We start from the raw sequence: 25,730 nt of genomic DNA on the forward strand, positions 1-25,730 counted from the left end.
AGTGATCCAAATTTAAGTGGCAACTTGGGTATGAGGTTGACCTAATTCTGTAAATTTATTTAAGACTGCCACACGTGCATGAATCTCGTTGACTTGATTGTTAAAATTTTTAGCGCTGAGTTTATCCCCTAATAATTTGATGCAATGCATCTTGGTTTCCACCAAACTTCGCCGATGATAGCCTGACCATTTTTTCCATAGTGTTCTGCCTAAACGTTTAACTGTTCGAAGTAATTCATTTCGCTCCTGAGAATGTGATTTTGTATCTTTCCAAGGTCTTGCATTTTTTCTAGGAGGAATCACTGCATGCGCTTGTCGATCTGCAATGACTTGACGGCATCTTTTTGTGTCATAAGCTCCATCGGTATAAACAGAGTCTATTTGCTCATCCAATGGAATCTGATCAAGTAAATCACTAAGTACCTGTGAATCGCTGACATTATTTGTGGTGAGTTGTACTGCACGTATTTGAAGGGTTTCAGCATCTATAGCAATATGAAGCTTATGCCATTGGCGACGATATTCAGATCCATGTTTCTTGCGTTTCCATTCACCTTCACCTAGAAACTTTAAACCAGTAGAGTCCACGAGCAGATGTAGTTCATCGCTGCTTTTTTGATAGCTAATCACAATATCAATATGCTTTTGTCTTCTGCATATGGTCGAATAATCTGGTGCTGTCCAATCTAATCCACAAAGTTTAATCAGGCTCTGAACAAAACCTGTAACCATGCGTAAAGAGAGTCTAAATAGAGATTTGATCATTAAACAGCATTGAATAGCTATGTCTGAGTAAGTTTGATTTCGACCTTGCTTGCCTTGTGGTTGTGCATACCACTGAGTCTTTGGATCAAACCAAATGGAAATATTACCTCGGTTAATGAGGGCTCGATTATAGGAAGGCCAATTGGTTGTGCGATAGGTTCTAGGGGCAGGTTTATTCATTTTGAAATTATATGGCTGAATAAATCTTCGTGGCTAGGTTTATGCAACAAAGCCGTGTATCTTTATCAAGCGATATGTTTTTAGAAATATATCGAAATATGAGGATAGAAAATGCTGATCAAAAGACATAAGAAACATACGATAGGGATGATTTTTGGAAGTTTATTAATAAGCTCTCAAATCTATGCAGCTGATTCAGTAACCATTTACGCTGCTGCCAGCTTAACCAATGCAGTAAATGAATTAGATGTGTTGTATGAAAAAAATTATAAGATGCAAGTGAAAACCTCCTATGCTGGGTCTTCAACATTAGCGAAGCAAATTGAGGCAGGTGCTCCAGCTGATGTATTTATGTCGGCAGACATACAATGGATGGATTACTTACAGAATAAACAAATCATTAACGCCAAAGATCGTATTAATTTATTAGGGAATCGCCTTGTGCTGATAACCCCTAAAGATCATCCTCTAAAACTTAAAATGGTTAAAGGGTTCGATCCAAGTAAGGTACTACAAGGTAAGGTATGCACAGGGGATACCAATAGTGTTCCAGTCGGAAAATACGCCAAGCAAGCTTTAAACTCACTCGGATGGTGGGAAACGATAAAACCTCGGCTTGTTGAAACAGAAGACGTTCGAGTGGCTTTAAATTTTGTTGCTAGGGGAGAATGCCAAGCTGGAATTGTTTATGCAACAGATGCTGCTATCAGCAAAGACGTTGTGATTGCAGGTATTTTCCCAGAAGACACTCACCCTCCAATTATTTACCCGATTGGTCTAGTTAAAAAGAATGCGGATTCAGTAAAGTTCTATCAATTTTTACAAAGTCAGCAGGCTAAAACTATATTTCAAAAGTATGGGTTTAGCGTATTAAAGTGATTCAGTCATGATATTAAGCCCAGATGAGTTAGAAGTACTGAAACTGTCTTGCAAAGTGGCTGCAAGTTGCCTCATCTTTAGTCTGGTTCCAGCCGTATTCATCGCTTGGGTTCTAGCAAGAAAAGAGTTTTTTGGTAAATCTCTATTCGAAACATTCATTTTTCTTCCTTTAGTTTTACCTCCAGTGGTGCCGGGTTATTTATTACTGCAAGTTTTTGGAAATCGTGGATTAATTGGTCAATATCTCGCACCTTATGGATTGGAGTTTGCATTTAATTGGAAAGGAGCTGTGTTGGCTTCTGCCGTTATGGGTTTTCCACTTCTGGTCCAATCGGTACGCTTGGCAATAGAGCTGGTTGATCAACGTTTAGAGATGGCTGCCAAAACCTTGGGGGCTTCTTCCCTTGGTGCATTCATGCAAGTGACTTTACCTTTAGCTAGTAGTGGAATTTTAGTGGGTGGAATTCTCTGCTTTTGTCGTAGCTTAGGTGAGTTTGGCGCGACCATCAGTTTTGTAGGTAATGTTGCAGGTGAAACCCGAACTTTGCCTCTGGCGATGTATAGTTTGATGCAACAACCAGATACTGAGACGGCTGTTTGGCGATTGATTATGATTTCATTGTCGGTTGCATTCTTTGCATTATGGTTTGCTCAATGGTTCAACCGTTATCAAAGAAATAAACGTGGTTTTTCATCATGATTGATTGTCATATCTCGATCCAGCAAGGGCAGTTTCACCTTGATCAAGCTTTTAGTTCTGCACATGCTGTAGTTGGTCTATTTGGTGCATCGGGTTCGGGCAAGACAACAATTCTTCATAGCATCGCGGGTTTGATTACGCCTCAATCAGGGTGGATAAAAGTTCAGGGTCAGACTTGGTTCGATCATCAGCATAAAATAAATCTGAGTACGCAACAACGCCGTGTTGGCTTAGTTTTTCAGGATGCGCAGTTATTTCCTCATAAGAATGTAATGCAAAATCTGTTGTTTGGTTTTAAGCATATTCGACCAAATCAACGTCAGTTTGAACTCGACTATATGGTGGAATTGCTTAAATTAGGACATCTGACGGAGCGTATGCCGATCAAGCTTTCTGGTGGAGAAAAACAACGTGTTGCATTAGGACGTGCGTTGTTATATTCACCTCATTTATTGTTAATGGATGAACCGTTGTCTGCGCTTGATGCTGATCATAAAGCTGAAATTATTCCTTTTTTTCAAATGGTTAAAAATGAATTAAAGATTCCTATGCTTTATGTCAGCCATGACAAATCAGAGCTTGAACAACTGACCGAAGACATTTGGTATTTATAAGTAGCGTTGTAACAAAGCTAAAAACTTCTGCATTTCCTCATCATTTACATGATCTGCATCTTTCAGCACATGTTGTTTTAAATGTTGCTCTATGAGCTGATTCATTAAACCATTTACCGCACCTTTGACTGCGGCAACTTGTTGTAAAACTTCAATACATGAGCTTTCTGGGTTGAGTATGGATTTTTCAACAGCCGCAACTTGTCCTTGGATTCGTTTAACCCGATTTAAAATTTTCTTGTCATGATGGAGATGAGACATACTTTTTTTCCAAAAAAAATATATACTGTAGGGGAGTATATTTTAAAGCTAAAACAAATGCAGCATAGTAACCTAGAAAGACGTCATTCACATCAGTTTGATCAAGGCAATCCTCTAGCGCAAAAGCGTATTTTAATTGCAACAATTTTGACTGCAATCATGATGGTTTTAGAAATAGCGGGCGGTTGGATTTTTAATTCAATGGCGTTATTGGCTGATGGTTGGCATATGAGCTCTCATATGTTGGCTTTAGGTTTAGCTTATTTTGCTTACCGAATGGCACGTCATTATGCGCATGATCCACGATTTAGTTTTGGTACATGGAAAATTGAAGTCTTAGCTGGTTATAGCAGTGCAATCTTATTGATGGTTGTTGCTTTAATGATGGGTATTCAATCACTTGAGCGCTTATTTAATCCTGTTACGATTCATTTTAATGAAGCAATTCCGATTGCGATTGTTGGGCTAGTGATTAATTTAGTTTGTGCTTGGTTACTACATGAAGGTGGACATGATCACCACCATCATGATCATCATCATGGACATTCACACCATCACCATTCACATGATCATCATCATGATTTAAATCAAAAAGCGGCTTTTTTACATGTAGTTGCTGATGCCGTAACTTCAGTTTTTGCGATTATTGCTTTATTTGCAGCTAAATATTTTGGTTGGAATTTTTTAGATGCACTATTAGGACTTGTTGGAGCATTGTTGGTCGCAAAGTGGTCTTGGGGATTGATTCAGGAAACAGGGAAGACGCTATTAGATGCTGAAATGGAGCATCCTGTGGTCGCAGAAATTCGAGAGCTGATTGCAACGTTTAAGGATGTTGAAATTACTGATCTGCATGTGTGGAAAGTGGGCAAGGGTAAATTTTCTTGTATTCTCGGTTTAGAGACGACAAGTGCTGATTTAAACCCTGATCAAATCAAAGCTGAATTATCGATTCACGAAGAAATTGTACATGCCTCCATTGAGATTCATCACATCTAATCGATAAACCACACTAAAGCTGAATTCTCCTTTGCTCTAGTGTGGTTTGATTTTTTTAGATAAGTAAATATACGGCTAAACCACAAAGCGCTGAGACAAAAATCACGTACAGGACGTTGATTTGAAATTTAAATAAAGCGATCAATGCGGCAATGGTGATGAGTGCTGCACTATAATCAAAAGCTTGTTCAAAGCCATTTGGCCAAAGTACATGATAACTAAAAAATAATGCCAAATTTAATATGACACCGACGACTGCTGCTGTAATGGCAGTTAAAGGTGCTGTAAATTTCAATTCATTGTGGGTGGATTCGATAATTGGAGCACCAGCTAAAATAAATACAAAAGAAAAAAGAAAAGTAAACCACGTAACGATGATTGCTCCTACAACACCAGCAATAAAGAGATGCTCTACACCGAATAAAACTTGATTAAAAGCACCCACAAAACCGACAAAAGCAACGATCATGATTAATGGGCCTGGTGTGCTTTCACCTAATGCAAGACCATCAATCATTTGCGTTGGATTGAGCCATGCATAATGATCAACTGCACCTTGATAAACATACGGTAACACAGCATACGCGCCACCAAAGGTCAGTAAAGCAGCTTTGCTGAAAAACCATGCCATTTGAGTGTAGGTATGTTGCCAACCTAAGCTGAAGCTCAAAATAAGTATCGGCAAACACCATAAAATAGCGGCAATTATTAAAATTTTCCCGAGTCGAGACCAACTAAAGATCGCATGTTGGGGTAAAGGAGTATCATCATCAATGTGTGCAGTGCCGTAATTCTTTTGCTGATGCTGTTGAGTATTTTGTTGATTAAATAACCGAGGATAATATTTACTGAATACATATCCCGATGCTGCCGCACAAAAAATTATGAGTGGAAAAGGAAGACTAAATACAAAGATGGCAATAAATGCTGCGACTGCAATTAACCATAAAAGGTGATTTTTTAAAGTTCGATGGCCAATACGATACGTTGCATGAAATACGATGGCTGTTACTGCGGGTTTGATCCCATAAAAAAGCCCCGCAATAATTGGAACATCACCAAATTGAATATAAATCCATGACAATAAAATCAGTAGAAAGAGAGAGGGTAAAATAAACAGTATGCCCGCGATCAATCCACCAGCAGTTCGGTGCATCAGCCAGCCCATATAGGTCGCTAATTGTTGTGCTTCAGGGCCGGGTAATAGCATGCAATAGTTGAGTGCATGTAAAAATCTTCGTTCTGAAATCCAGCGTTTTTGTTCAACTAGCTCGTGATGCATCACTGCGATTTGACCCGCTGGTCCACCAAAACTGATAAAACCTAGTTTTAGCCAAAACCAAAAAGCTTGCCAAAATGGAATTGCTGGCTGGATTGAAACATCGTTGGACTGCTGCATTCAGATTTCTCAATATATTCTTTTACTTATTAGGTCATTGAAATAAATCACCTAAGTCAGATAGGACATTTTAGTGATTGAATAATTCAGAATGATGAATTGTTAAAGTCACTTCAATTGAATTCATCAGATAATCTTAATTTCTATATATTAAAAATAAATAAGCAACGCATTTTTTCTTATTTTTAATCATAAAGCGTGGCGCATAACATAAGTCGATATTGTTGAAAGATCATCTAATTATGGCTATCAAGAACACGAAGCCGCTCATTGTTACAGCAATCGTCCTAGTGGCGATTGTTGCTTTTATTGTCTATCAAAATCAAAAAGATGCTACTCCAAACCTATCTAAAAATGGTCAGACCGTGGTGATAGCTTATCAAACTGGTGTGGATCCAACTAAGGTTGCTCAAGCCAATGGTGATTATGAACGTGATAGTAATCAAGCAATTCAATGGCGTAAATTTGATGCGGGTTCAGATGTGGTCAATGCATTAGCTTCGGGCGATGTCGTGATTGGCAATATTGGCTCAAGTCCATTGGCGGCTGCAGCCAGCCGTGATTTACCGATTGAAGTGTTTTTGGTGACAGCAAAATTAGGTGGTTCTGAGGCATTGGTGGTCAGCAACAAATCAGGCATTAAAACGCCGCAGGATTTGATTGGAAAAACCATCGCTGTGCCATTCGTTTCAACCACACATTACAGCTTATTGTCCGCTTTAAAGCATTGGAATATTGCAGACAATCAGGTCAAGATCATCAATTTGCGTCCACCTGAAATTACAGCGGCATGGGAACGTGGTGATATCGATGCGACTTATGTTTGGGAACCTGCATTGAGTAAAGTCAAAGCCAGTGGTCATGTATTAACAGACTCGAAACAAGTCGGCGAGTGGGGCGCGCCAACTTATGATCTTTGGGTGGTTCGTAAAGACTTTGCCGAGAAAAATCCTGAGTTCTTGAAAGCATTCGTGAAGACCAGTTTGCAACAGATCGAAGCCTATAACCAAGACCCAAAAGCATTTGAACAAAATGCGGACAATATCCAAAAAATGGCTCAACTGACAGGCTCTGATGCGAAAGATATTCCTTTACTGTTGTCAGGCAATATTTATCTGAATGGCCAGCAACAACACGCAACTTTAGCGGGTGAATTCGCCAAGAATATTTTTGATACAGCGACTTTCTTAAAAAGTCAGGGCAAGGTCGATCAGGTGAAGCCTGATTATCAAGGCAATGTCACCACCCAACTCTTACAGCCATAGGAGATCGAAATGAGCGTATTAGCTGCTGAGCATCTTCATTTAACTTTTCCAAAGCAGATTGTACCTGTATTGCAAGATATCAATCTCAAGATTGCAGAAGGGAGTTTGACGGTAATTTTGGGCGAGTCCGGCTGTGGTAAAACCACTTTGTTAAATATTTTGGCAGGCTTCCAAGCACCGAGTTTGGGGCGGATTACACTGGATCATGAAGTCGTGACTGCGCCTGATGCGCGCCGTGCGGTGGTCTTTCAGGATCATGCCTTGTTGCCGTGGTTAAATGTCTCGGAAAATATTGGTTTTGCTTTGCAGCTTAAGGGCTTGAAAGCGCAAGAGATTCAGCAACAAGTCGATGCTATTCTGAAAATTGTGGGTTTAAGCCATGTTGCTCAAGCCAATATCTGGGAATTGTCAGGTGGCATGAAACAACGTGTCGGTATTGCGCGTGCTTTGATTAGCCACGCAGCTTTTATTCTATTGGATGAGCCTTTTGCAGCTTTAGATGCTTTTACTCGTGAAACCATGCAACAACTGGTTCTAGATCTGTGGATTGAGCAAAATAAATCATTCTTCCTGATCACGCATGAAATTGAAGAAGCGTTGTTGTTGAGCAATCAACTGGTGTTGATGACAGCTCGACCTGGCAAGATCGTAGAAACATTAAAGCTGGATTTTGCAGATCGTTATAACCAGGGTGAATCGATTCGTGCAATTAAATCAGATCCGAAATTTATTCAATTGCGTGAACAACTGTTTGAACGTTTACGTGTGCAGAAACAGGCAGGGCATGAGGTGGCTGTATGACGGGTCAAGCTAAAAATACAGCCTATGAGGTGAGCAAGGCCGAAGAGCCACAACAGATCAACAAGTCACAATCCGCTTCGGTTTTAAGTCCAATATGGGCTTTCTTTACTCGACATCGTAGTTTAGCGCTGAGTCTTTCCAGTGTCTTGAGCGTACTGGTGATTTGGTATTTGATCACTGCATTAAAAATTGTCCCAAGCCTGTTTTTACCAAGTCCACAAGCAGTATGGCAAAAGTTCCTTGAGGTCAGTCAGCAAGGTTTTATGAAAGCCACTTTATGGCAGCATTTAGCAGCGAGTATTTCGCGTGTCTTGCTGGCACTTGTTGCAGCGATTGCGATTGGTGTGCCTTTAGGTTTGTGGATGGGGCTGAATAAATGGGTTCGTGCCGTGCTTGATCCATTGGTTGAGTTGTTGCGTCCGATTCCACCGTTAGCGTATTTGCCATTATTGGTGATTTGGTTTGGGATTGGTGAAACCACTAAAGTGCTTTTGATTTTCTTCTCCATTCTTGCACCAGTGATTATCAGTAGTACGCATGGGGTGTTGAGTCATCAGCTCAATCGTGAGCGTGCAGCCCTATCATTGGGTGCAAGTCAGTCACAGGTATTCTGGCATGTGATTTTACCGACCGCATTACCGCATATTTTAACGGGTATTCGTATTGGTTTAGGTGTTGGTTGGTCAACCTTAGTGGCTTCGGAGTTAGTCGCGGCAGATCGTGGTATTGGTTTTATGGTGCAGTCGGCGGCGCAGTTCCTGATTACTGATACTGTAGTACTTGGTATTATTGTGATTGCGATTGTCGCAGTCAGTTTTGAATTATTCTTGCGTTGGTTACAGAAGCAATTATCTCCTTGGTATGGTCAACAGCTGTAAGTGCAAATAGTAAAGATGAGAGAGTTAGAGATGACGTTAAATATTGAAATGATTAAACCAACAATCGGTGCAATTATTCATGATGTTGATTTAAACAAGGCTGATGAAAATACGACGCAACAAATTCAACAAGCGCTACTTGATCATCATGTGATTTTCTTTCGCAAACAACAGCTGGCACCACAGGCACAAGCTGAGTTAGCACGTAGTTTTGGTTCTTTGCACATCCATCCGATCTATCCATCTATTGATAATGTGCCTGAAATCATTGTACTGGATAGCTGGAAACAAGACTTGCGTGATAATGAGCTTTGGCATACTGATGTGACTTTTAGCCAGAAACCGCCATTGGGTTGTGTATTACAAGCCATCAAGATTCCTCCTGTAGGCGGTGATACGCTATGGTCGAGTGGGGCTGCTGCATTTGCTGCGCTAGATCAAGATTTACAGACGAAGTTAAAGGGCTTAACCGCAACGCATGATATCTGCCAGTCTTTCCCGCTTGAGCGTTTTGCGCATAATGATGTTGAGCGTCACAAGCTGGAAGAAACTTTTAAGCGTAATCCACCAGTTGTTCATCCTGTGGTGAGAACGCATCCAGTTACAGGTCAGCCAATTTTGTTTGTGAGTGAAGGTTTTACCACACGTATTAATGAGTTGGATGAGACCGAAAGTGTTGAATTGCTGCAGTACTTATTTGCGCATGCCACCAATGAGCAGTTTCATCTGCGTTGGCAGTGGCAGGCGGGTGATGTAGCGATTTGGGATAATCGTTGTACGCAGCATAAGGCTTTATTTGATTATGGTGATGCGCATCGAATTATGCATCGTGCCACGATTAATGGTGATGTACCGTTTTATCAAGCGGCAAGTTAAAATTTAGTTTTGATAAAAAGCTTGGGTAAAATCCTGAGCTTTTTATTCTTGGGGCTGAGGTTATTTCCAGTATTTGATACTCGGTAATCTCATCCACAACCTGCGTGGTTTTTATAAAGTCTAGTTTCTGCGAAAGATTTAAAAAGATTACAAGAAGTGGACAGGTTTTGTGGATGAGGATGCTTTTGGTTACTTTGGGCGAAACCAAAGTAACTCCAGCTGAAGGCTTATCCTTAAATTGGATGAGAGCACGGCACGACTCCGTTAAATCTATCTTTCAATAAATTAACTCAATATTTAAACAGACTTTAGTGGCTGATTTCACAGATCTGCTTATAAACCGAAGGTGCTTGTCCTGTCCAACGTTTAAAGGCGCGTCGGAATTCACGTAACTCACTAAAACCCAATTGCAGGCTAATCTCACTCATGGATAGGTTCTTTTCCAGTAATTGTTTAGCTTTACGCTCCAAGGCGTTTTGTCGAATTTGTTGGAAACTCAAACCTTCAGATAATAATTTACGTCTTAAATGGCGTTCACTCATTTGCAGATGGTCTGCTGCTTGTCGCATCTCAAAACGTTCAGGTAAATATTGTTCAATCAAATGCTCGACTATATGCACAAAGTCGACTTGATTGAGCTGATCAATTTCTTTTAAAGCCTGTTTGCAGATTTGTATCGCCGTAGCGTAGTTCGCTGGGCTGTAATTTTTGAGATTTCGATTGAGCATGCTGCTTTTAAAATGAATTTTATTGCTGGTAGTATTTAACTGAACAGGGCAGCCAAAAAGATATTGATAGTCTTCTAAATTTGCGGTGGGAGCATAGTTAAGTTCAAGCCCAATAACATCATCGTGGTCACCTAGCATTGCATTTAAACAGGCAATTACACTACTAAATAATTCATCGTAAAAAAAAGCTTTGAGATCAAAAGTTGGGCTCGATTCAGTCACTTCTAGCGTACAAATATCATCGTGAATTGAAAATTCGATGTTCAACACACTACCTGAAACGCGATGAAATTCGAGTGCTATTTCCAGTGCATCGGCAACAGTCTTACAAGATTGCATTGCAAAGCCTAATATTCCCATCGAAATGAGACCTTCACTACGACCCATTTTTAAACCTAAATCAGGTTGGCCGTAGGCAGTGATTGCCTTACGAATAACATCACACATTTGGCTAAAACGAACAAAGCCATTGCTTTGCTGGACTTGATCTAAATCTAAACCAGAATCTTCAAACCATTTTTTATAATCCCATTCTTGTTGTTCTGCATAGTGGATCAAGCTTGCCAAAATCGTAGCTGGTATAAATTGCTGTGTGCTTTCCGCATGAATGATTTGTTTAGGCATAAGTCCGTTTAGCCCCCCAAAAGAAGATTTTTTAACCCTTTTGGGTATCTCATAATTTTGTTTAACTTTCAACATGCTTTATTGCAGTTAGAAAAAGAATTTACAAAGGATGTGCCAATGTATCAAGTTGGTTGGGATAAACAAGAAATCAAGATTGCACCGAAAGGCTATGCCATGTTTGGCTATGGTCAATGGTCACATCGTGCTTATGAGCAGCGAACCGCTTTGTATGTGCGAAGCTTTAGTATTGTGGATCAGCAACAGAGTCGACTGATTCTGTGTTGTTTAGATTTAGGCTGTATTACTCATGCGATGCGAAGTAAGACCGTCGCTCGATTAAGAGAAATGTTGGGTGCTGAGTTTGATGAAAATCAATTGGTACTCATAGCAACACATACCCATTCAGGACCGGGGGGCTGCGCGCATGAAGCCTTATATAATATGCCCACGCCAGGATTTGTTCCTGAACATGTCGATGCAATAGTGCATGCGATTGTTCTCAGTATTCAGACTGCAATTGAAAATGAACAAAATACTGAAATCGGTCTTTCCACCCAACATTTTGAAAATGATACGCCTGTTGCATGGAATCGCTCAATCCGTGCTTATAACCGAAATCCAGAGGTGATTGAGCATTCAGAACATGAAACGCATTTAGCAATCAATCGTGAAATGCAGTTGATTGGTTTTTATAGAGAGCAGAAATTACAGTCATTTATTTCTCTGTTTGGTGTGCATGCCACCTGTTTAGGAAATAGTTTAAGTGCTTATGATGGTGATAATAAAGGTTATGCCGCGTCATTTTCAGAGCAGGCTTTAATTGAACGCGGAATTGAAAATCCAGTCACGATTTTTGCTCAAGCAACAGCTGGCGATGTGTCACCGCATTTTCATGGCAAAGATCAACTTAAGATTCGCAACAAGATTAAAGGCGAGCAGGAATATTACTATGCTCAGCAAAATGGTCGTTATCAAAGTGATTTGGCATTAACTGGTTTGCAGCAACCAATGCAGAAAGTGCAAGGTCAGATTGATGCAATTTTTTCTTATGTTGATCTGAGTCATATTGACGTTCCCCCTGAGTTTGCACATGGCAAGAAGGATGCAAAAACCAGTCAGCCCTGTCATGGTGTAGCATTTTTTGCGGGTACACCTGTGGATGGTTTAGGTGCGCCAAAGCCATTGATCAAAGGGATGCAATTTCTTGCTGATCAATTTAAAAAGCAAAAATTAAAGAGTGACGCTGCGCATGATTTTACTGCTTATCAACAGCTGTACGCTTCACAAGGGCCGAAGCAGATTTTGCTTGAAGCTGGCGCTAAAAAAATATTAGGTCAACCGATTGGTTTTCCTCCCAGTATTCTTGATCCATTGATTGCAGAGATGAATCGACAAGTCCGTGCTGGCGCGATTCAACAAAGCCCACTGGTTCCGAGTATTGTGCCGCTACAGATTGTTCGTTTAGGCAATTTAGCACTTGTTTGCTGTCCGGGAGAGTTTACGACGATTGCAGGGCAACGCGTTATGGAAACAGTAAAACAACAACTTATTGGAAAATCGTTAATTGATCGAGTTTGGCTTGCTTCATATTGCAATGATTACATGGGCTATGTCACCACGTATGAGGAGTATCAACAACAAGCTTATGAAGGTGGACATACCTTATTTGGACAATGGACCTTAGCTGCTTGTCAAAGCAAGTTTAAATTATTCGCTGAGCAATTATTGTTGGATAAAAAGTACCGCGACTACGATCAATCAACACGACCGAAATTAATTCCACTTCAAGAACTAGCAAAACGTACCAATCATGGAAATCTAAAAACTGCTGTGAGCCAAGGAGAGGCTGTATGAGCGATAGGCATCAAGCGAAGTGGTCAAATTGGTCTGGTTTTCAAACGTCCAATCCGCAGCAAATTTTACAACCTGCAAATATTCAAGAGCTTCAGAATATCGTCAGAGATCATGACAAGATTAGAGTGGTCGGTGCAGGGCATTCATTCACGCCATTGGTATGTACAGATGCAACCTTATTGTCTTTAGACCATATTGCGGGTGTTGTATCGACGGATACTAATCGATGTCAGAGCAGTATTTATGCAGGGACACGCTTATATGATTTAGACCAACATTTACAGCAGCAATCGATCAACCAAGCCTTGATGAATCAGGGTGATATTGATCAGCAAAGCTTAGCTGGAGCTGTTTCTACGGGAACACATGGTACAGGTGCAGATTTATATTGTATTTCTGGTTATGTTGAAGCTTTTGAGTTATTGATGGCTTCTGGTGAAATCCTGACATGTAGCCGAACAGAACATTCCGAAATCTTTGCCGCTGGACGAGTTTCTTTGGGAAGCTTGGGAATCTTGACCAAGATCACTATGCAAAACCGCCCGCGTTATAAGCTTAAAGAACATATTGAACTTTGTCCTGTAGAGGACATGATGCAACATATTCATCAATGGAAGCATCAGCATCGACATATCGAGTGCTTTGTATTTTCGTATGAAAAGCAATTGATGCTGAAAACTTTAGACGAGACTGAGGAAGCAATTTTGCCTAGGAAAGAAAATTTTCCTTCGGATGATACCTTGCTCACGATGTGCTCAGAATTAACCAAAACATTTCCTTCATTAAATCCCTATTTACAGAAGCTGTTAGGCATCTTTGTCAAACCGACCACCTATGTCGATTGGTCGAGCAAAATATTTCCGACGCCACGAAATACCAAGTTCAATGAAATGGAATATCAGATTCCAGTAGATCAAGGGGTTGCTTGTTTAGACGAAGTATTACATGCACTGCGAACACATAAAGTCGCGACCTTTTTTCCGCTCGAATTTCGTTTTGTAAAAGGGGATGATATTTGGCTTAGCCCTTTTTATCAGCAAGATTCAATTTCGATTTCAGTGCATCAATATCATAAGCAAGACCCACATTTAATTTTTGATGTAGTTGAACCGATTTTACAGAAATATCGAGGGCGACCTCATTGGGGAAAAATGCATACTATGACTACGGCACAGCTTCGGGCTTCATATCCAAAGTGGGATGATTTTATGGCTTTACGTCAGCAACTTGACCCAGAAGCCAAGTTTTTAAACCCCTATCTGGAAAAGCTGTTTTTAGGTTAGTTTTAACTTAGGTTCGACTTAAATGTTGATTTAATTTATTGAAAAATAATTAACTTAACAGAGTCTTGCCGAGTTTTATCCATTTTAGGATAAGCCACTTCGTCTTATACTTTGCCAAAGCTATAGTCGCTTCAGCTTGCTCAGATTGTAGATGACATTCCCTTGTATAAGATTTTTTTTAGGATCACGATTAAATAAAAAAAGGTATAGCCATGTTGGATCATTATTTTAAACAACTCAATTTCGATCTAAAAAAACAGGGGATGGCGACACCACAACTGATTGTTGATGAAGCGGCTTTAAAACAAAATATCCAGCATGTTCAGATTCGTCTTGCTCATGCCAAACATTTAAGAGCACGTTTGGTGGTGAAATCATTAGCAAGCCTGGATTTACTTAAGTTGTTATCTGAGCAAATCAATACGCAACGCTTTATGGTATTTCACTTACCACATATTGTTTCGATCCTAGAAAACTTTGCTGTAGCTGATATTTTGTTGGGTAAGCCAATGCCTGCTCAAGCTGTACGTCATTTTTTTGATCAGCATGTGGAGTGGCCGAATGCCAAAATTCAATGGTTGATTGATAGCAAGCAACGCTTACAGCAATATCTTGAGATTGCCCAGCTCTATTCTCTGTGCTTAGATGTGAATATTGAAATTGATGTTGGTTTACATCGTGGTGGGGTACAGTCGACACAACAACTGACTGAAATCTTAAAGCTGATTCAACAGTATCCACAGTATTTAAAGCTTTCTGGTTTGATGGGCTATGATGCGCATGTCACCAAAATCCCAGCCATCATTAAAAAACCAGAACTTGCTTATCAAGAATCTCAACATGTTTACGCGGTTTATAAAAAGCTAATTCAAGAACAGTTTAATTCACTATGGTCAGAACAACTTTGTTTTAATGGTGGGGGGAGTCCAACTTTTAGTTTTCATACTGACAATAGTGTCTGTAATGATCTATCTTTTGGTTCAATGCTACTGAAACCGAGTGATTTTGACAGTGATTTTTTAAAGGCATTACAACCTGCGTTGTGGATTGCTGCGCCTGTATTAAAAGTCCTACCGTTTACCCAGCTTCCCTCTATGTCATTATTGGATAAATTACCACATAAGCATAAGGCGCTATTCATCTATGGTGGCTATTGGCTGGCTGACTATGTCTATCCTAACCAAGCACGTATCCATGCATTGTACGGGCGTAGTACTAATCAGGAATTGGTCAATGTGCCGAAGGATTGTGATATTCAAGTTGATGATTTTATTTTTCTTAGACCGAAGCAAAGTGAAGCAATTCTTCCTCAGTTTTCAACGTTAATACGATATAAGCAAAATACCTTTGAAGCATGGGATACATTTCGTGAATAACGATACGGTATAAATAGCCCCTTATATTTTAAACAAAGGGGCTTGTTAAGTAGAAATGAGAGCGTTTCTATCTTCAATGAAAATATAAATTTTAAAATAAATCGTTTAAGTGACAGCTTTTGGCTTCTGTTATATTTTCAATTGAATCAACTAAAAGTACATTTGTATCTGCTTCTTGCTTATATGCACCAAGCACTTCTGCATAAATGGGTTGTTTTAGTTTTTCTGCTTTTGACAAATAATTTTCGACTGCTTTTGTTTCAGCCCAATCTGCATCTTTTAATGTATATTTATTTTCAGCAAGATCGCAGCGAGTCAAAATTGCTTTTTTATCTTTAACACTTAAAGTACCAATAAACATATCCATTATTTCTTTTGGCTCTGTGCTGTCTGCAAAAGCGATAACAGGTTGAAGCAACCCATATGTAAGCATAGAAATTAAAATATAAGTTTTTTTCATTGAGTTTTCCGAATTGGTGAGTAGCAATATAAAGAAATATGCGGATATTGTATTGAAAGAATTTATTCAATGAGACAGGGTTATTTTATATAAACTCAGTAAATTAAGAACAGTTTTTAAACTTTTTAATGGTGTTATTTTTTGTTTAAATCATAAAAATATCTAGTCGGTCAAAAGATCGTTAAAAAGATGAAGTCCAACTAGATATTTCATATGCCCAACATTTAAAAACTTAGAATTTATAGCCGATTTTCAAGCCATAGGCGATCGCTGAGTTATCTTTAAAATCTGCTTGCTCTGCAATCGGTTTGATTCCTGCTACAGGAATGTAATACGTGCCATCTTCAGCTATTACATCGCCTAGCCAGAAGTATTTAATACCGCCTGCAATAAAGTAGTTCTCAGCAGGGTTAAATTGTACGCCTAAACCAAGCCCCCAAGAACCTTTGGTTGGATTTAAGGTCGATGCAGGATTACCTGTGCCTGAGTCCCAACTCACCTCAGTGGATGCACTCCATTTTTCAGTAAATTGATGACCAATTCCTAGCGTCGCTGCCCATTGATCTTTTTGATAACTATCTAAATCAAAACCACCTGTATAAGAACCTTCACTGATTAAATCAGTGAGATATTCGGTGACTGCTCCAAATTGTGTCGGACGTATATGAAAATCTTTCCAATTGACCCAACGTAGATTCGCATAGGCGAGCGTGTCTTTATAAACACCTGTTTGAAAATCAATATTGACTGATTGTGGCGTCGTGATTGTGGTTTTACTTGGTGTGGTTACGTCTAATGGTTCACCAAACATGGTTTCTGTGACTTGCATGTCATGATCTATTTTTGAGCGATACGTCACAGCTGCTTTTAATGCAATACCTGGAATTTGATAGCTTAAACCTGCAAGCCAACCTACTGCATGATTTTGCTTAAATTTTGCATCATAGCCATTAAATGCTTCGCTATAAGAATTACCACGCAATGCGACATCACCTTTAACGGATTGATAAACTGCACCGCCATAAAGTTGAAAATTGGTAAATGGGCTTAATCCGAAGATCATGCTAATACTTTCAGTATCAACATTGACCGATGTTCCTTGCTGAGTATATTCATTATCCGAGAATGTATTATTGGATTGCATCGGATAGCGAATATCCGCGCCAAATGGTTGGTCATAGAGTAGACCAAAACTAATTTTTTCAGTGAGCTGGAGCTTTAAAGCAGCACTGTAATAATGAAAACTATTCCCCATATTGCCAGAGTTCAGATTATTAGGATCATTCACAAGTTCAGGACGATTGCGGATCGTTCCTGAAATATCTGGATCAACTGCTGTAGCATTCACCTCAACATAATTGCCATTTTCCAGAAAGGGCAGAATGGTTTGTCCTGATTGATCCAGTGCTGCTGCATGGTTCAATGTCGAGATACATATTCCAAATATACCAAGCACTATAGGGTTGAGTTTCATAGGCATCATCCTTGTTAAACCGTGTTTTATTGTTGAGGTTCTATTTTTTATAAACGGTCATTTTTTCTATCTATAGCAGCATGATTCCATTTACTATTTTGATAGAAAGTCTATGTCCATAGCGTAGTGAAGCATCTTTTGAAATGATGGAGTAGGGTTGTAATTCATCAAAATGGGGGGGAGATCGGTCAAATAAAAACGATAGACAAGAAAAAGCCTTGTAATAACGTACAAGGCTTTCAGATTTTTAAACAAATTTACTGCTTAACAATCAATACTGGAATATGTGATTCTGTGAGAACTGCACGCGCAACACTACCCAGCAATAGGCGTTTTACGCCAGTACGACCATGAGAACCCATGACGATCAAATCAGCACCGACTTCATCCGCAACGAAAATAATGCCTTCGCTAGCAGAGCCATGATAAATCTTGGTTGCAACCTCGATTCCATCACGTACAAATGACTGAGCAATATCTTGCAGTTGTGTCTTGGCATGTGATTCAGCCTGCATGAAATAATCCGTCACAGCGGGTGCAACTTGATAAAAATCGACACCTACAAATGGATCAACTGCAACAACACTGAGAATCGTAACTTTTGCCCCTGACAATTTCGCTAAAGAAAGTGCATGTTCAACCGCTGCATAAGAAATTGGAGAGTCATCGACAGGCACTAAAATATTTTGATAAGACATGTTTGCTCCTTATAGTTTATCGTTGTAAAAAAAGATAAAAGTTATAATAAGTTGATAGCATATTGAGCAGGTTCAAGCAAATTAGACCTTGATCAAAAGCATCTGATAAAACTGAAATTAATGTGGAATTGTTGGAAATTCCTCAGCAAAATAGGGGTATAAGAAAATCACTGTATTTTTGTAATTTAGTTAAAAATTTACTTTAGCTGCAATGCTGAAATTAAACCATTATTTTTGATCATAGGAATATCTGTGCTACTCAGTTTAGAAGCCTTTAAACAGCAAAAATTTGATCAAGTTGCTGCCAAAATTATGGCAGATCCAAAACTCTATTTGGAATTTGAATCTGTGTCAGATTTTTATAAAGCCGCTTGGTTAGATGAATTTCCTCAAGGAACAACATGGTCAGCAACAGGTTTGGATGATGGTGCTGAGCAGTTTTATGCAGTGATTGAATATGGGGATCATTATTTATATATCAGTCGTGCCGAACGTGTAACGGTAAAATTAGGTCGTCGACATCATTACAATAAAAATAACTAATCCGCGCAGTCATCCATTTTTGACTGATCAGATTTTGAGTTTTTAATGAGAATGCTATACTTTTGCGCAATGATGAGATCCTAAATAAAACGAAATGGAAATTTAAAGATGGCACATCAATTTACGGTTAATGAAACAATTCATGGTGTTTCGATTGAAGACTTTTCAAGATTAGTTGCTGAAACATCATTGCATGAAGCAGTGTGTAAACGCATTCCGGGTGAAAACTTAGAAATTATTGAATCTAATGTGAATGGTGATATTTATACGCTACGCCGTGAATATAACCTTGATGTCAATATTCCTGAAGTTGCAAAAAAACTATTAAAAAATGCATTTCGCTTAAAGCGTTCTGACATTACACATTTAAAAAATTTAACTTCGACAGTGGAGTTAGGTGCAAACTTGCCTTTAGATGCGAAAGCTGAGCGCAAAGTGACAGGTAATAGTCAGCAAGTTGATATTACATTGACATGGACTGTAAAAGTTAAAGTTCCGTTGATTGGCGGTATGCTGGAGAAACATGCAGAAGGCGAAATTCGTAAATTTAGCCAGCTTGAAATTGAAATCGTTGAGGATGAATTAAAGAAACATCTTTAATTTAACCTAAATCTAAAGCTCTCCATTTGGGGAGTTTTTTTATTTTTAAAAGCGTAGAAAATAGGGAAGGATCGATAGAACAATACCAATTACGCTGATGATCATGGTGTTATCAATAAAATAGGTAAATAGCATGAGAGCCAATCCACAGACGAGAGGTACCGTCATCTTTTGTTTTTTGCCATATAGAAAATAGCCGAAGCCTATAGAGCTAAAGATGACCCCTAGAAAAAGTTGTGTTGCATTCATTGTTTTATGCCGTGAATTGAATTTTTATTATGTAAATAATATGACAAGATTCTTAAATGAAAATTATAGAAGCGTGAATAAATATCGAATACGATGTGTATGAGTATTGATCAAAAATAATAAGGTCGTGGGATGAGTGTAATTTTACCTGTAGCGCAACGCGGTGAAGAAATTTTAAAAATTAAAGCGGCTGCGGTTGCTCATGCGGAGTTCAATAGCGAGTGGCTATTGCAACTGGCTTCTACGATGCATGCTACTATGCTTGAACGTAATGGTGTAGGAATCGCAGCACCGCAAGTGTATATCTCTAAGCGAGTGATTATCGTTGCTTCTCGCGCCAATCCTCGTTATCCAGATGCTCCTGAAATGGATCCAGTGGTGATGGTGAATCCTGAGATTTTAGAATTTTCTCAAGCGACTTGTTTGGGGGAAGAAGGGTGTTTGAGTGTACTGAATGAGCGTGGAGAGGTGGAAAGAGCACAAGCAGTCAAAGTACGTTATCACACCCTACAAGGTGAAGTAGTTGAAACGAACTTTGATGGTTTTCCTGCACGTATAGTACAGCATGAAGTGGATCATTTAGATGGTGTGTTGTTTGTGGATAGATTGAGTGCTTAGAAAATAAAAACAATGAAATCTTATAATAAAAGCTTAAAACTTCCATCGCGTGATTTACGCAGTAATATGACCGATGCAGAACAACTGCTTTGGCAAAGATTACGCCGTAAACAGATTTTAGGGTTACAGTTTTATCGACAAAAGCCAATTCTAAATTTCATCGTAGATTTTTATTGTTCTGCAGCGAATTTAGTCATTGAATGTGATGGTGGGCAACATTACACCGAGGTTGGGTTAGAGGCTGATCAAAATCGAGATTATGCTTTGAGTGAATTAGGGCTGCTCACTTTAAGATTTAGTAATCATCAGATTTTGACTGAAATAGATGCAGTTTTAGATCAGATTTATTGGATTGTGAAACAGAGATTGGAATCCCCCTAAATCCCCCTTTGATAAAGGGGGACTTGTCACGAATTTGATGATAGTTTTCGGATTCTTGGTACCCCCTCCTTTTTCAAAGGAGGGTTGGGGAGGATTATATTATTGTAATTTTCTATCATAAAATATTGTATTAATCCCAATCGAGTTTTGAAAAAGATAAAATATGTGCATGGAATAAACCTTCTTGGTTTTCATTTTTTTGTTCAATTTCTTCTAAAGTAAAAGAATCTATAATCGAATTTTTATGCCCATAATTAGTAATGAGACATCTTCTATCTCTTGGATTTTCAACAAGAGCAATATGATTACCTTTAATATTACTTATATTTTTTCTATAGCATAATTTTCCACAATAAATATTGTTTTCGATATGGTTACACTCATAAAAGCTTTTATTACAGATAGAGCAGCTTCCAATTGATGATGTGAATGCTGCACTTAGGTAGATTTTTCTCTTTGGAAAAATACTTTTTTCGATGCTATTTAAGTGCATTTCTAGATTGGAGAGACCTTTATATTCATTTATTTTTTTTGCAATGAATAAGTATTCATATGCATCAATTAAAGAATCCCATCCATTTTTAAATTGTTTTTTTTCAATATATAACCAAATTTTTAATGAAGATAATAAGCTGTTAAGTACGCATTGCATGTGGAATAACTGATCTGCAATATACGTTTTTTTGTTTTTTATTGCAGAATATTTTTCTTTTTTTATAAGTTTTATGAATTCCAAACAGTTTTTTATAGCTATTCTTTTTAGTTCTATAGAACAAGTATAGTTATTATAGGATTGTAATGTATCAATTTTTTCACAAAATTTTGAGTGAATTTCTTCAAAAGAAACTATAGTCATTATCTTAATCTTTTAACTGTTTGATTAATTTCTCGATCTCTTTCAAACCATCTTTATTACCTTCATAATCTAATTTTTTAAATTTTGTTGTAGATTGCTGGATCAAAAGGCTAATTTTAATATCTGGTTCCTGACGACCTTTAAAAAAATCTGTTATATAATTTGATATTACATTAAGTGTTATAGAAACTAGTTCTGGGTTTTGGGTTAACGCTGCAGTAGTAATTAATAGCGTAGGGCCAAACCAATCAATAGATCTCTGCTCCAAAATAATATCAGGTTTTCTTATATAGTTCAGATTAACTTGATTTTTTGCATATTTATAAAATGATATTGAAGAAGATGAATAGATACTTTGTTCATTTTCTATTAGTTCAGGAACAATCATTAGCTCGTGGTAACTTTCAAATTGTTGAGATTCAAAGTCAGTTTGTTCTATCTTCATAAGTTTTTTTACATATGTACTAATAGGAAATAACTTATCATAAAAATAAAAAAATCCCCTCAATTGAAGGGATTTTTTTATAAATTACCCAATTGAATCATCCAAATTCGGCGCTAACCAACGCTTCGCTTCATCCAGTGTCCAGCCTTTACGTTTTGCATAATCCTCAAGCTGATCTTGAGAAATCTTGCCCACGTTAAAATATTCACTTTCAGGGTGCGAATAATAGAAACCACTGACAGAAGAAGGCGGGATCATCGCAAAGTGTTCAGTTAGCTTCGTGCCAATCTTCGCTTCAGAATCTAACCAGTCAAACAACACCGCTTTTTCAGAATGCTCTGGACAAGCAGGGTAACCTGGCGCAGGACGAATACCGACATACTTCTCCTTGATCAGTTCTTCATTCGTCAAGATTTCATCAGTTTTATAACCCCAGAACTCTTTACGGATACGCTCATGCAAATGCTCAGCAAAAGCTTCTGCAAAACGGTCAGCTAAAGACTGAACCAAGATTGCAGAGTAATCATCACCTTTGGCTTTATATTCATCTGCAAGTTCTTCTGCACCGAAGATCGACACAGTGAAACCACCAAGGTAATCAGTATTCTCTGTGGAGGTACTGATAAAATCCGCTAAAGATAAATTTGGTTTACCTGTGACTTTGTCAGATTGTTGGCGAATATGCTCGAATGTATGCGTAACTTTTTGACCAGCTTCATCAAATACGCTGACGCTATCTGCACCTGTACGTTGTGCAGGGTATAAACCAAATACTGCACGCGCATCGAAACGATTATTTTCGATGATGTCTTTCAACATCGCTTGCGCTTGGTTATATAAATCAGTTGCAGCTTCACCAACCACTTCGTCTTCTAAGATTTTCGGGAATTTACCCGCCAAGCTCCAAGAAATAAAGAACGGTGTCCAGTCAAAATATTCAACCAGTGTTGCCAATGGATAATTAGTAATAACTTGAGTACCTAAAGCATTTGGCTTTGGCGGCACGTAATTGTCATCCACTTTAAAACCATTTTTGATTGATTCGGCATAACTCAGTTTGGCTGCTTTTGGCTGCTTATTGGCCAAACGCTCACGAATTTTGGCATATTCAGCACGGTATTCTGCAATAAAGTTACCACGCATTTCTTTAGAGAGCAGGGTGGTTGCCACACCGACAGCACGAGATGCATCCGCCACATAAATCACCGCATCATTTTGGTATTGCGGATCAATTTTTACTGCGGTATGTGCTTTAGATGTCGTCGCACCACCAATCAACAGTGGAATATCAAAGCCTTTACGTTGCATTTCTTTAGCAACAAACACCATTTCATCCAAAGATGGAGTGATCAAACCAGACAAACCGATGATGTCACATTTTTCATCAATCGCTGTTTGTAGTATTTTTTCACATGGCACCATCACGCCAAGGTCAACGATGTCATAACCATTACAACCAAGCACCACGCCGACAATATTTTTACCAATATCGTGTACGTCGCCTTTAACGGTTGCCATCAACACTTTACCTTTAGATTGGCTACCCGTTTTTTCCGCTTCTATATACGGGTTGAGCCAAGCGACGGCTTGTTTCATCACGCGTGCAGATTTCACCACTTGCGGTAGGAACATTTTGCCCGAACCAAACAAGTCACCCACTACATTCATGCCATCCATGAGAGCGCCTTCGATGACATCAAGTGGACGTTTGGCTTTTAAACGTGCTTCTTCAGTATCTTCATCAATATACGTGGTGATACCTTTGACCAATGCATATTCAAGACGTTTTTCAACTGATTCATTTCGCCATTCAAGATTTTCAGCTTCTTTCGCTGCACCACCATGACCACGGAACTTCTCTGCAACTTCGAGAAGTTTTTCTGTTGCATCGTTACCGCTTTCACCTTGATTTTGGTTCAAGATAACGTCTTCAACAGCATCTTTTAGTTCTTTCGGAATATCATCATAAATCGCCATTTGACCAGCGTTTACGATGCCCATAGTCATGCCTTGTTTGATGGCATAGTACAGGAATACAGAGTGAATCGCTTCACGCACAGGTTCATTACCACGGAAAGAGAACGAGACGTTAGAAACACCACCTGAAATCATGGCATGAGGTAAATTCTGTTTGATCCAGCCTGTTGCCTCAATAAAGTCGACACCGTAGTTATTGTGTTCTTCGATCCCTGTTGCAACAGCAAATACGTTCGGGTCAAAAATAATATCTTCAGCAGGGAAGCCAACGTCATTGACCAATACATCATAAGAACGTTTACAGATTTCACGCTTACGTGCAGCAGTATCCGCCTGACCTGTTTCATCAAAGGCCATAACAATGATCGCAGCACCGTATTGACGGCATAGGCGAGCCTTTTCAACAAACTCGTCATAACCTTCTTTCAGTGAAATAGAGTTTACAACGGGCTTACCTTGTACACATTTCAAACCTGCTTCAATGATTTCCCATTTTGATGAGTCAATCATGATCGGCACACGAGAAATATCCGGCTCAGATGCAACTAGATTTAGGAAATGTACCATCGCATTTTGCGAATCGAGCATCCCTTCATCCATGTTGATATCGATGATCTGAGCACCTGCTTCAACTTGTTGTTGTGCAACTTCTAATGCTTCAGCAAAGTTTTCTTCACGGATCAATCGTAGGAATTTTTTAGAACCTGTGACGTTGGTACGTTCACCCACGTTGACGAATAATGAATTTTCATCAATGTTAAATGGTTCTAAACCACTTAAACGGCACGCAGGAACCGTTTCAGGCACTTGACGCGGTTTAATGTCTTTAACCGCATTATAAATAGCACGGATATGATCAGGAGTTGTACCACAACAACCGCCTGTAATATTGATCAGTCCACTTTCAGCAAATTCTTTAATGAATGCTGCAGTCTGTTCAGGTGTTTCGTCATACTCACCAAAGGCATTTGGCAAGCCCGCATTTGGATGGGCAGAAACAAAAGTATCAGCAACATCAGCAATGGTTTTAACATGCGGACGCATTGCATCTGCACCCAACGCACAGTTAAAGCCGATTGAAAGTAGATCACCATGACGAACAGAGTTCCAGAACGCTTCTGCGGTTTGACCTGTTAAGGTACGACCAGAAGCATCTGTAATTGTCCCTGAAATCATTAACGGCAATTCATAACCAATTTGCTTAAATACTTCTTTAACGGCAAAGATCGCTGCTTTACAGTTCAATGTATCGAATACAGTTTCGATCAAGATGATGTCAGCACCACCCTCGATCAATGCATGTGCTGCTTCGATATAGTTTTCTTTGAGTTCATCGAAAGTAATATTACGGTAAGCAGGGTCATTCACATTCGGTGAAATCGAGCAGGTACGTGATGTTGGGCCGAGTACACCAGCAACAAAACGGGGTTTGTCAGGTGTTGAATATTTTTCACAGGCTGCTTTAGCTAAACGTGCCGCTTCACGGTTGATCTCAGGTACGAGGTCTTCCATATGATAGTCAGACATTGAAACGCGTGTGCCATTAAAGCTGTTGGTTTCAATAATGTCAGCGCCAGCATCAAGATAAGCTTCGTGAATGCCTTGAATAATTTGTGGTTGTGTTAAAACCAATAAGTCGTTATTGCCTTTTAGGTCTGATGCCCAATCTGCAAAGCGATCACCACGATAATCTTCTTCTTCTAATTTATGGCGTTGAATCATAGTTCCCATTGCACCATCAATAATTAAGATGCGTTGGGTGAGAAGGGATTGTAGGGTGGCAAGCGTGGACATAAGGAACCCCAGTACATAACAAATTGAAAAAGCAGGCGCATTGTAACAGAAGCGAAGCCAAAGCGCGTATTTTCATCAAAAACGAGAGGTGATTGCTGAGTTCAATTTGAAAATGTCATAAAAGCTTCATCAGGCTGTAACAATTGAGTTGAA

26 protein-coding genes are annotated in these 25,730 nt (G+C 39.1%); 15 read left to right on the forward strand and 11 right to left on the reverse strand.

Going from position 1 to position 25,730, the window contains the following annotated elements:
- Window positions 1–12: 12 nt before the first annotated feature.
- Complete coding sequence (locus F959_RS06145; protein WP_004878326.1) at window positions 13–945, reverse strand: IS5 family transposase; 933 nt, start codon at window positions 943–945, stop codon at window positions 13–15.
- A 147-nt stretch (window positions 946–1,092) separates the two neighbouring features.
- On the opposite strand from F959_RS06145, the gene modA reads away from it, so the two are divergent.
- Genes modA through F959_RS06160 form a run of 3 tightly spaced genes read left to right on the forward strand, consistent with a single transcriptional unit; the run spans window position 1,093 to window position 3,138 of the window.
- Window positions 1,093–1,824 (forward strand): molybdate ABC transporter substrate-binding protein, encoded by a 732-nt coding sequence (modA, locus tag F959_RS06150; RefSeq protein WP_227499184.1) that lies wholly within the window; start codon window positions 1,093–1,095, stop codon window positions 1,822–1,824.
- A gap of 7 nt (window positions 1,825–1,831) precedes the next feature.
- Entirely contained in the window at window positions 1,832–2,524 is a 693-nt protein-coding gene (gene modB / locus F959_RS06155; RefSeq protein WP_004878408.1) for a molybdate ABC transporter permease subunit, read from the forward strand.
- The gene (locus F959_RS06160; protein ID WP_004878409.1) at window positions 2,521–3,138 is read left to right on the forward strand and encodes an ATP-binding cassette domain-containing protein; all 618 of its coding nucleotides are present in this window, start codon (window positions 2,521–2,523) and stop codon (window positions 3,136–3,138) included. Before modB ends, F959_RS06160 begins: the two co-directional genes overlap by 4 nt.
- Here F959_RS06160 and F959_RS06165 read toward each other — a convergent pair.
- On the reverse strand, window positions 3,133–3,399 hold the full coding sequence (locus F959_RS06165; RefSeq protein WP_004878410.1) for a metal/formaldehyde-sensitive transcriptional repressor: 267 nt from the start codon (window positions 3,397–3,399) through the stop codon (window positions 3,133–3,135). The genes F959_RS06160 and F959_RS06165 overlap by 6 nt on opposite strands.
- A gap of 57 nt (window positions 3,400–3,456) precedes the next feature.
- On the opposite strand from F959_RS06165, the gene dmeF reads away from it, so the two are divergent.
- A complete protein-coding gene (gene dmeF / locus F959_RS06170) occupies window positions 3,457–4,398 on the forward strand; it encodes a CDF family Co(II)/Ni(II) efflux transporter DmeF (protein ID WP_004878411.1) in 942 nt (313 codons plus the stop codon).
- 55 nt (window positions 4,399–4,453) lie between these two features.
- Here dmeF and chrA read toward each other — a convergent pair whose 3' ends face one another.
- Window positions 4,454–5,797, reverse strand: coding sequence for a chromate efflux transporter (gene chrA, locus F959_RS06175; protein WP_004878412.1), 1,344 nt, complete (start codon window positions 5,795–5,797; stop codon window positions 4,454–4,456).
- Window positions 5,798–6,021: 224 nt separating this feature from the next.
- On the opposite strand from chrA, the gene tauA reads away from it, so the two are divergent.
- Genes tauA through tauD form a run of 4 tightly spaced genes read left to right on the forward strand, consistent with a single transcriptional unit; the run spans window position 6,022 to window position 9,617 of the window.
- On the forward strand, window positions 6,022–7,062 hold the full coding sequence (gene tauA, locus F959_RS06180) for a taurine ABC transporter substrate-binding protein (protein ID WP_171056589.1): 1,041 nt from the start codon (window positions 6,022–6,024) through the stop codon (window positions 7,060–7,062).
- Between the two features lie 9 nt (window positions 7,063–7,071).
- Window positions 7,072–7,863, forward strand: a complete 792-nt coding sequence (locus tag F959_RS06185; RefSeq protein ID WP_004878414.1) for a taurine ABC transporter ATP-binding protein — start codon at window positions 7,072–7,074, stop codon at window positions 7,861–7,863.
- Window positions 7,860–8,741: a taurine ABC transporter permease TauC gene (gene tauC, locus F959_RS06190; RefSeq protein WP_004878415.1), complete on the forward strand. Its 882-nt coding sequence runs from the start codon at window positions 7,860–7,862 to the stop codon at window positions 8,739–8,741. The genes F959_RS06185 and tauC overlap by 4 nt, the downstream gene beginning before the upstream one ends.
- Before the next feature lie 30 nt (window positions 8,742–8,771).
- Window positions 8,772–9,617 (forward strand): taurine dioxygenase, encoded by an 846-nt coding sequence (gene tauD, locus F959_RS06195; RefSeq protein ID WP_004878416.1) that lies wholly within the window; start codon window positions 8,772–8,774, stop codon window positions 9,615–9,617.
- A gap of 308 nt (window positions 9,618–9,925) precedes the next feature.
- Here tauD and F959_RS06200 read toward each other — a convergent pair whose 3' ends face one another.
- The gene (locus F959_RS06200; protein WP_004878417.1) at window positions 9,926–10,969 is read right to left on the reverse strand and encodes an AraC family transcriptional regulator; all 1,044 of its coding nucleotides are present in this window, start codon (window positions 10,967–10,969) and stop codon (window positions 9,926–9,928) included.
- Window positions 10,970–11,086: 117 nt separating this feature from the next.
- Between F959_RS06200 and F959_RS06205 the strand changes: the two genes are divergently transcribed.
- From F959_RS06205 to F959_RS06215, 3 genes are all read left to right on the forward strand, one after another.
- A complete protein-coding gene (locus F959_RS06205) occupies window positions 11,087–12,823 on the forward strand; it encodes a neutral/alkaline non-lysosomal ceramidase N-terminal domain-containing protein (RefSeq protein ID WP_004878418.1) in 1,737 nt (578 codons plus the stop codon).
- On the forward strand, window positions 12,820–14,106 hold the full coding sequence (locus tag F959_RS06210; RefSeq protein WP_004878419.1) for a D-arabinono-1,4-lactone oxidase: 1,287 nt from the start codon (window positions 12,820–12,822) through the stop codon (window positions 14,104–14,106). Before F959_RS06205 ends, F959_RS06210 begins: the two co-directional genes overlap by 4 nt.
- A gap of 212 nt (window positions 14,107–14,318) precedes the next feature.
- The gene (locus F959_RS06215) at window positions 14,319–15,482 is read left to right on the forward strand and encodes an alanine racemase (RefSeq protein WP_004878420.1); all 1,164 of its coding nucleotides are present in this window, start codon (window positions 14,319–14,321) and stop codon (window positions 15,480–15,482) included.
- 91 nt (window positions 15,483–15,573) lie between these two features.
- On the opposite strand, the gene F959_RS06220 is transcribed toward F959_RS06215, so the two are convergent.
- From F959_RS06220 to F959_RS06230, 3 genes are all read right to left on the reverse strand, one after another.
- On the reverse strand, window positions 15,574–15,942 hold the full coding sequence (locus tag F959_RS06220) for a hypothetical protein (protein WP_004878421.1): 369 nt from the start codon (window positions 15,940–15,942) through the stop codon (window positions 15,574–15,576).
- Window positions 15,943–16,174: 232 nt separating this feature from the next.
- Window positions 16,175–17,416, reverse strand: a complete 1,242-nt coding sequence (locus F959_RS06225; protein WP_004878422.1) for a hypothetical protein — start codon at window positions 17,414–17,416, stop codon at window positions 16,175–16,177.
- Window positions 17,417–17,673: 257 nt separating this feature from the next.
- A complete protein-coding gene (locus F959_RS06230; RefSeq protein WP_004878423.1) occupies window positions 17,674–18,114 on the reverse strand; it encodes a universal stress protein in 441 nt (146 codons plus the stop codon).
- A 252-nt stretch (window positions 18,115–18,366) separates the two neighbouring features.
- Between F959_RS06230 and F959_RS06235 the strand changes: the two genes are divergently transcribed.
- Both F959_RS06235 and F959_RS06240 read left to right on the forward strand, forming a co-directional pair.
- Entirely contained in the window at window positions 18,367–18,657 is a 291-nt protein-coding gene (locus tag F959_RS06235; protein ID WP_004878424.1) for a hypothetical protein, read from the forward strand.
- Window positions 18,658–18,765: 108 nt separating this feature from the next.
- Complete coding sequence (locus tag F959_RS06240) at window positions 18,766–19,257, forward strand: DUF2505 family protein (RefSeq protein WP_004878425.1); 492 nt, start codon at window positions 18,766–18,768, stop codon at window positions 19,255–19,257.
- Between the two features lie 45 nt (window positions 19,258–19,302).
- On the opposite strand, the gene F959_RS16450 is transcribed toward F959_RS06240, so the two are convergent.
- Window positions 19,303–19,506, reverse strand: coding sequence for an amino acid transport protein (locus tag F959_RS16450; RefSeq protein WP_080585244.1), 204 nt, complete (start codon window positions 19,504–19,506; stop codon window positions 19,303–19,305).
- A gap of 132 nt (window positions 19,507–19,638) precedes the next feature.
- Between F959_RS16450 and def the strand changes: the two genes are divergently transcribed.
- Together def and F959_RS06250 are read left to right on the forward strand one after the other, a co-directional pair.
- Complete coding sequence (gene def, locus F959_RS06245) at window positions 19,639–20,124, forward strand: peptide deformylase (protein ID WP_004878426.1); 486 nt, start codon at window positions 19,639–19,641, stop codon at window positions 20,122–20,124.
- A 12-nt stretch (window positions 20,125–20,136) separates the two neighbouring features.
- Window positions 20,137–20,505 (forward strand): endonuclease domain-containing protein, encoded by a 369-nt coding sequence (locus F959_RS06250; RefSeq protein ID WP_004878427.1) that lies wholly within the window; start codon window positions 20,137–20,139, stop codon window positions 20,503–20,505.
- Between the two features lie 130 nt (window positions 20,506–20,635).
- On the opposite strand, the gene F959_RS06255 is transcribed toward F959_RS06250, so the two are convergent.
- The 3 genes from F959_RS06255 to metH all read right to left on the reverse strand — a co-directional run bounded on the left by F959_RS06255 (window position 20,636) and on the right by metH (window position 25,577).
- The gene (locus tag F959_RS06255; RefSeq protein WP_004878428.1) at window positions 20,636–21,361 is read right to left on the reverse strand and encodes a hypothetical protein; all 726 of its coding nucleotides are present in this window, start codon (window positions 21,359–21,361) and stop codon (window positions 20,636–20,638) included.
- A 4-nt stretch (window positions 21,362–21,365) separates the two neighbouring features.
- Complete coding sequence (locus F959_RS06260; protein WP_004878429.1) at window positions 21,366–21,806, reverse strand: hypothetical protein; 441 nt, start codon at window positions 21,804–21,806, stop codon at window positions 21,366–21,368.
- Between the two features lie 84 nt (window positions 21,807–21,890).
- Entirely contained in the window at window positions 21,891–25,577 is a 3,687-nt protein-coding gene (gene metH, locus F959_RS06265; protein ID WP_004878431.1) for a methionine synthase, read from the reverse strand.
- Window positions 25,578–25,730: the final 153 nt, after the last annotated feature.

It is taken from the genome of Acinetobacter venetianus RAG-1 = CIP 110063 (assembly GCF_000368585.1).
Lineage (GTDB): Bacteria > Pseudomonadota > Gammaproteobacteria > Pseudomonadales > Moraxellaceae > Acinetobacter > Acinetobacter venetianus.